Source organism: Pseudomonas sp. GP01-A4, assembly GCF_058780865.1.
This window is the reverse complement of the sequence record NZ_JBYSWF010000135.1, coordinates 1-6,411: the sequence shown is the minus strand read 5'-3', so window position 1 is coordinate 6,411 and position 6,411 is coordinate 1. Positions and strand designations below refer to the sequence as shown.

Here is a 6,411-nt window from a genome sequence, read left to right as displayed (position 1 = left end):
GGGTGGGGTTAGTGCCGGGTGTCGGTGCGTCTAGCCTTCGAGCAAGGCCACCAGTTTCACCTGGGCAAGATTGGCCTCGAACTCCTGGCCGTCATCTTCGTACTTCAACCAGGCGAAGCCCTCGGCCGGCGGCCGGCGATTCAGGATGATGCGGGCCGGGCGGCCGTCATGCTCGACCTGGACGATGGCCTTTTTCAGCTTGTCCGGGTCTTGCTCCTTCGGCTCCTTTTTCTCCTTGGCGTCCTCATCGCTTTCACCGTCGCCGCCCTCGGCGTCGGCCCGGCCGGTGAAGGCATCGACCGTGTTGGGGTCGCGGTCGCCGTCCTGGCTGCGCTTGTCGTCCAGGAACTCGCGCAGCAGCTTGACCGATCCCCGCGTCAGCTCCTGGCTGTCGTCGGCCAGCCATGCGCCCACTTCATCCGGGTTCTTCTTGTAGGCCGTCACCAGCTCGTTGATAACGGTCACGTCCTTGGCGCGGCCGCTGTTGAACGCCTCGGCAATCGGCTCGGGCAAGTCCAGCAGCGTGACGTGCTGCGTAACGAATGCCGGCGACTTGCCGATCTCCTTGGCGATCTCGCCCTTCTTCTTGCCCTTGGCCAGCTCGCGGCCGATGAAGTCGGCAATCTCGCGGGCGGTCAGCTCGTTGCGTTGCAGGTTCTCGATTACCTGGTCGGCCTCGTTGTAGTTGTTGTCGATGAAGCCGGGGATAGTCGTTTTCTCGGCCCACTTCGACCCACGGTAACGACGCGCACCGTGATTGATGAGGTAACGGCCCGGCTGCTCGGGGTTGTCGCGCACCGAAATGGGCGACTTGACGCCGCGTTCTTTGATCGTCGCGCCAATCTCCGCGATGCTCTCCGGGGAAAAGCCGGGGTTATCGGCCGTTCGCGGCTGGTGCGGATCTTCGTCAATCAAATCAAGCGGCAATTCCCTTGGGCCACCAGTGCCCGTATTGGCGGCCTGTGGGTCGTTCAGGAGGCCCGCAAGGTCGCCTAGGCTGTCCAGGCCCATGCCGGCCGCCTGTGGCTTCTGTGGGGCCGCTGTGGCCTTCTTCTTGGCGTTCTGTGCGGCGCTCATTGTGCAATCTCCATTTTCGTAAACACGTAATCGGCCAACTCGCGCACTTCCTGGGTGGCTTTGCGCGCAGCCGTTTTCTTGATCTTCCACACCGGCATTTGCTCGCCCAACGCCTGGGCGATGCTGTCACGCGACCCAACACTGAACGGCAACACCAATTGCGGATATGCCTGTTGCAACGCGGCCAGATTGGCGACGTGGCGCGGCTTCCGGGCGTCCACCTTGTTCGGCACCATGCCGAGGAAGCGCAGCTTGGGGTTTTGCTTGCGCAGGTTGCCGATGATGGCAACCATCTTCTTCATGCCCTGCAAGCTGTACGCCTCCATTTCGACCGGCGAAAGCATGTAGTCAGCGGCCAGCACGGCCGCTGTCATGGCGACGCCAAGGGAAGGGGCAGTGTCGATCAGGCACACGTCGAAAAACTCGCCCAGCGCCTCGATGTTGGCCCGCAGCGCACCCGCTGCCTGGGCCAAGTCCATCTTGTCCAGGTTGGCCAGGCTGGCATCGGCCGCGATCAGCGCCAGACCGTCATCCTCGCGGTCGGTGAACCAGCTCCGCAGCTCGTCGCCGCCGGCAGTAAACAAGCGACTGGCGGGATAGTCGGAATCATGACCGCCCAACGTCCAGGACGCATTACCCTGGGTATCCAGGTCGATCACGGCAACGCGCAAGCCGCGCTCTTGGAAGTCAAACGCCAAATGGCACGTTGCAAACGTCTTGCCCTGACCGCCTTTCTGAATTGCCGTAACCAGTGTTTTCATTTTTTCGGTTCCTGTTTTTTCTTGGCGTCCTCTGCCCACTTCTTCACGATGAATGCTTGATGCTCCGGCAGTACCGCCGCCACTCGCTCGAAGCCCTCGGGAAGATTTCCCTTCGTGGCCGCCCATACGCGACTGACTGCCTGTGACACCGCCCCTTTCGACAACCCCAGCGACGTTACGAACTCCGCCTGGGGTCGCCCATCGACCAGCACGCCCCGCGCTATGTCGATAGTCTGCTGCCCGATTTCCAAGCCCTTGATGGCTGCCTGAAATTGGGCTTCGGTCAATCGTTTCTTCATGAAAAACACCCATATCAACTCCACACCCGGTTGTTGAACAACGGCGGTGCCAGCCGCCGACCAGTACAAAGTTTAGCTAAACCTGCGCCGGCCGTCAAGCGTTTTAGCGGCTAAAATCCGGGTTATTTTCCAGGCGTGCAGCATCAGCGGCCGCAAGAAAGAACGTCATCAGTGGCCCAACCGTCTTGGTTGATCCGTCCGCGAAACAAACATCCATTGATTCGCCCTGGGTGTGCGGATCGACACCTTCCACCAGTCGCCACGGATCAAGGCCCCATTCCTCGGCCTGGGCGCTGTACCAGTAGGCCGGTGCATCACCATTCAAGTCGCTGTTGGCGTACTGCTTGACCAGGACGGCCACGCGGCCGGTGCTGGGACAAACAAAGCCCGGTTTGATCGGTTGCTTTTGCATGTCAAATCCCCTTCGGCTTGTAGATCGAAACAAAGTAGGTGAGGGCGGTTAGCACCGCGAAGTGCAGCAGGAACGTCCAGCCCGCATACACGCCCGGCGTGTTCCAGTGGTAAACCATGCGGATAAACTGGAAAAACACCTCAATGGAAACCAGCCACTTGAGCACCGGCCAGACCAGGACAACCGCGATCCACACGAACCGCAGCACACCGGCCAGAAACGCCTTTCCCTTGGCGTTAGAAACCTTGACCGGCTTGACTGACGCAACGGCCTCCATCGGCGCCACCGGCTCGGCCTGCTCGTTCCTGGGAAACTTGATGATGTTCGACATTGCTTGACCCTCCACCCATTTCGCGGGTTCAATGCTGCTTGCTTCCACACTCGGAAGCGCGGCTACGGTGTGCCAGCACCAGGCCAAGCGCCCCGGATCACTCCGGGGCGTTCCTTCAATGCCTGGTAGCCGTTTCAAGCTCGGCCACCGCGCCCAGCATGGTTTCCAAAATCTGCCGATCCTCTTCCGGCGTGATGCACTCCCCGCAAATGCCGCCCAGCTTGTCGCGCAACTCGTTCGCGCCCAGCAGGCTACGTTTCAACGTGCGAATGCTCTTACCGCAACGGCGGCACGGTACTTCCACAATTTCAATCTCGATCTTGCCCTTGTGCATTGGAAAACTTCCTTCCTAGCGTCCGTTGAAATGGCCCGACCGAAGCCGGGCCGTGGCTTCCTACCAGCGCACCCGCGCTTTGGCCCGCAGCACGTCCTTATCCGACCACTGCGCCCTTGCATCGCCTTCCAGCGTGCAGCCGGTGAAGTACGCCTTGGCCCGCAGTTCCTCGGCCTTGCGTACCAGCTCGGCCGCCTCGTCCAGCAGCGCCCCGATCTCGTCACGGCGAGCAGGGAAGTCGGTCTTTGCCGCCTCCGGCAACTCGTCAATCCACGGCATGATCTTGCTCATCGGAATTTCTCCGGTTTTGACCTGGACAACACGCCCGGCCTTCACTTGTAATATTAGGGCAAATTGCCCTAGCTGTCAAGCGTTTTAGCTAAACTTTATCCATTATATCCACTTTGTTTAGCTTGAGTTTAGCCGCTAAATTTTCCCCTTGGCGTTCAAACCTCTTTCCAAATGACCCCCAAGCCGGCGAAGTCGCATAGCAGCGCCCACGCGGCATAAGGGATCATCGTTTCTTCACCGATCCAGCGCCTTACGGTGCGGTCGCCCTTGGCTCCAAGGCCCAACGCCTTCGCCGCTGCGCCGCCGGTGAATCCGGCCAGCCGCAGTACCTCCCGGATTTCTTCCCCGGTCGGCTGCTGCCAGCGGAACGCCGGGCGCAGGCATTCGAGCCTGATATTTGCCTCTGTCATGACTTGTTTTCTCCTGGTGAACTCAAAAGCCGCAACTGGTCGAATCCGTAGCAGGATTGAACACAACGCGGGTCGTACTCGGTCACTTTCCGGCCGTTCCGATTGACGCGATACCGGGGCGGCCGGTCGTCATGCGCCCATACTTGGCGCGTGTCGTGGCTGACCTTGGTAATGATGATTTTCTTGCCGACTTCTCCCTTGAAAGCGTGATGGTGAACGCTGACCACTTCGCACCTGGCACCGGGCCGGAAGCCGCCCGCCGCTTCTTCCTTGGCGTACAACTCGGCGGCCTCGGCCGCCTTGATCTTCGCCTTTGCCTCGGCCGCCCACTTGCGGGCGATGAACGCCCGATGCGCCGGCAGCACAACATCGACCAGGACAAAACCCGTGGGCACCTCCACGGTCGCCGGTTCCCGGCGTGCCGGCGGGATCAAGTCGGCCGTCCAGTCGGGCAGGGCATAGCCGGCCAGCCGGTCGCGGCTTTCCGGCTCGATCAGCTTGGGCCGCTTTTCCTTGAGGATGGCCGCGAAGATCGCGCCCGCCACGGCATCGACGGTCATGCCGCCGCGCAGCCGGTCGAAGTGCGAGCGGTAGCCGGTTTCCGAAATGAATGGCTTGTCCAGGTCAACGGCATTGAACTCGAAATGGCTTCCCATGACGCCTACACCGCCACCAAAATCAACCAGGGCGCGCAGGCCCTCGACTTCGACCAGGAACTGGCCAGCCTGGCCCCAGCAAGGCACGTCACCAGGCGCGGCGCTGCAATGTCGGTCAATCACGCACCCAGCGGCCTCCGGGCCACCCTGGCAACCAAAAAACGTCCCACCATTGAGTTTCCAGGTCACGGCCTCGTAACGGGTCGTCGCCCGCTCGACCGCTGCATCGTCGCAGGCCATTACGCCGGCGTGCAGCTCGGCCACGGCGGCCCTGGCCAAGTCCAGCAGGCCAACCCGGTCAGTCGGCATCGAGGCGGCCAGCTCGGCCATCAATTCGTCGCGTTCATCGCGCTGTGATGTGGTTTTCTTCATGGTATGAAGTGGCCCCGGCCGAAACCGGGGCCGCCCCTCATCAGTCAATAGCGCGGTAAATCTGCGCCGCCTCGGCGTGCGTACCGGCGTACTCGCGCAACCAGTGGTAGCGGTCGATCAGAGCATCGCATTCGTCCGTGCCCTGGGTTTCGGCCGCAAGCTGGCCCAACACGAACAAGGTGGCGACGATCCCGGCCGCATCAGCGGACATTTCGCCGCCGTAGCCGTTGCCATCGACTTCCAGGCGCAGCCGGCCCAGCACCGGAGCCATGTAGAACCCGCCATTGGTCAGCGTGTAGTAGTTCCAGAACCCGCCGTTGTAGCCTTCGGCCAGTCGGCGCATCCAGCCATACACCAGGGCTTCGCCGCGCATCATCAGGCGCGGGCCAAAGTAGGTCGGCAGGAAGTCCAGGCGGTGTTCGTCGTCCACCAGGACGGCGGCCAGCGGGATCAGTTCTTGAGCTTGGTTGTTCATCGGAAGTTCTCCGGTTTTGACCTGAGCAACATGCCCGGCCTTCATCTGTAATATTAGGGCAAATTGCCCTAGCTGTCAAGTGTTTTTAGCTAAACTTTTTTTAGCGGCTAAAAATGTTTTGCAGTGAACGGCCCGAAATGTTATATTTAGATATAACTTTCTGAAAGGAGCATCACCATGCACACAACGAATCTCCGCAAGGTCGGCGGATCGGTCATGTTGGCCGTCCCGCCGGCGATCCTCGATCTGCTGCAATTGCAGGCCGGGGCCACGGTCGGCGTAGCCGTTACCGATGGCCGCCTGGTAGTCGATCCCAGGCCCCAGCCGCGCTACACGATGGCCGAGCTGCTGGCCGCCTCGGACTATTCGCAGCCACAAACTGCGGAAGAACGGGAATGGGTCGATGCCCCGGCAGTGGGGCGTGAGCTGATATGAGGCGGGGGGACATTTACCTGGTGTCGCTTGATCCCACCGAAGGCCGTGAGCAACGCGGCAGCCGGCCGGTGCTGGTCGTATCGCCGGCCGAGTTCAACGCGGCAACGAAACTGCCGGTGTGCTTGCCGATCACGAACGGCGGCGATTTCGCCCGCCGGATCGGTTTCGCGGTGCCGATCTCCGGCATCAAGACAACCGGCGTCGTTCGCTGCGATCAACCCCGCGTGCTCGATCTTGCAGCGCGTACCGCTCGCAAGGTGGACACGCTCCCGGCTCCTATCCTTGATGAAGTGCTGGCCAAGGTCGCCACGCTGTTCCAGTAGTCAATCCGCGCCCTTCGGTGTGTTCTTAACACTTGAGGGGCGCTTTCCCTGGCCGTGTCGGCCGCCTTTTCTCCTTGGCGTAAAACCTGCTGCCTTCCAGTTCGCACCGATCTTCGATTAGTGCGCAGATGGTGGCTTCACTGCGGCCTTGACAGTCGGGGAGTCCAGAGGGGCGGTAGCCCCTTTGGGCATAGCGCAGCGTAAGCGCACAAAATTTGCTTCTTTCCAGGCGCTT

At 61.2% G+C, this 6,411-nt stretch carries 12 protein-coding genes; 2 read left to right on the top strand and 10 right to left on the bottom strand.

What is annotated here, in order from left to right; translation table 11 throughout:
• Positions 1-30: 30 nt before the first annotated feature.
• From AC3WKX_RS34010 to AC3WKX_RS33965, 10 genes are all read right to left on the bottom strand, one after another.
• The gene (locus AC3WKX_RS34010; protein ID WP_102605944.1) at positions 31-1,077 is read right to left on the bottom strand and encodes a transcriptional repressor gene korB; all 1,047 of its coding nucleotides are present in this window, start codon (positions 1,075-1,077) and stop codon (positions 31-33) included.
• A complete protein-coding gene (locus AC3WKX_RS34005; protein WP_015061629.1) occupies positions 1,074-1,838 on the bottom strand; it encodes a ParA family protein in 765 nt (254 codons plus the stop codon). Before AC3WKX_RS34005 ends, AC3WKX_RS34010 begins: the two co-directional genes overlap by 4 nt.
• The gene (locus AC3WKX_RS34000; RefSeq protein WP_031942775.1) at positions 1,835-2,137 is read right to left on the bottom strand and encodes a transcriptional regulator KorA; all 303 of its coding nucleotides are present in this window, start codon (positions 2,135-2,137) and stop codon (positions 1,835-1,837) included. Before AC3WKX_RS34000 ends, AC3WKX_RS34005 begins: the two co-directional genes overlap by 4 nt.
• Before the next feature lie 103 nt (positions 2,138-2,240).
• The gene (locus AC3WKX_RS33995; RefSeq protein ID WP_015061627.1) at positions 2,241-2,549 is read right to left on the bottom strand and encodes a DUF2761 domain-containing protein; all 309 of its coding nucleotides are present in this window, start codon (positions 2,547-2,549) and stop codon (positions 2,241-2,243) included.
• 1 nt (position 2,550) lies between these two features.
• Positions 2,551-2,880: a KleE stable inheritance protein gene (kleE, locus tag AC3WKX_RS33990; protein WP_031942776.1), complete on the bottom strand. Its 330-nt coding sequence runs from the start codon at positions 2,878-2,880 to the stop codon at positions 2,551-2,553.
• Between the two features lie 115 nt (positions 2,881-2,995).
• On the bottom strand, positions 2,996-3,214 hold the full coding sequence (locus AC3WKX_RS33985; RefSeq protein ID WP_015061625.1) for a DUF2688 domain-containing protein: 219 nt from the start codon (positions 3,212-3,214) through the stop codon (positions 2,996-2,998).
• A 60-nt stretch (positions 3,215-3,274) separates the two neighbouring features.
• Complete coding sequence (gene kleA, locus AC3WKX_RS33980; protein ID WP_256579836.1) at positions 3,275-3,493, bottom strand: stable inheritance protein KleA; 219 nt, start codon at positions 3,491-3,493, stop codon at positions 3,275-3,277.
• Between the two features lie 167 nt (positions 3,494-3,660).
• Entirely contained in the window at positions 3,661-3,915 is a 255-nt protein-coding gene (locus tag AC3WKX_RS33975; RefSeq protein WP_015061623.1) for a hypothetical protein, read from the bottom strand.
• Entirely contained in the window at positions 3,912-4,943 is a 1,032-nt protein-coding gene (locus AC3WKX_RS33970) for a klcB (protein ID WP_102605943.1), read from the bottom strand. The genes AC3WKX_RS33975 and AC3WKX_RS33970 overlap by 4 nt, the downstream gene beginning before the upstream one ends.
• Before the next feature lie 40 nt (positions 4,944-4,983).
• Positions 4,984-5,418 carry an antirestriction protein gene (locus tag AC3WKX_RS33965; RefSeq protein WP_031942779.1) on the bottom strand — a complete coding sequence of 145 codons (435 nt, stop codon included), beginning with the start codon at positions 5,416-5,418 and terminating at the stop codon, positions 4,984-4,986.
• A 216-nt stretch (positions 5,419-5,634) separates the two neighbouring features.
• Here AC3WKX_RS33965 and AC3WKX_RS33960 point away from each other — a divergent pair, with 216 nt between their 5' ends.
• Both AC3WKX_RS33960 and AC3WKX_RS33955 read left to right on the top strand, forming a co-directional pair.
• Positions 5,635-5,853, top strand: a complete 219-nt coding sequence (locus tag AC3WKX_RS33960) for an AbrB/MazE/SpoVT family DNA-binding domain-containing protein (RefSeq protein WP_305885275.1) — start codon at positions 5,635-5,637, stop codon at positions 5,851-5,853.
• Positions 5,850-6,176 (top strand): type II toxin-antitoxin system PemK/MazF family toxin, encoded by a 327-nt coding sequence (locus tag AC3WKX_RS33955; RefSeq protein WP_031942780.1) that lies wholly within the window; start codon positions 5,850-5,852, stop codon positions 6,174-6,176. The genes AC3WKX_RS33960 and AC3WKX_RS33955 overlap by 4 nt, the downstream gene beginning before the upstream one ends.
• Positions 6,177-6,411: the final 235 nt, after the last annotated feature.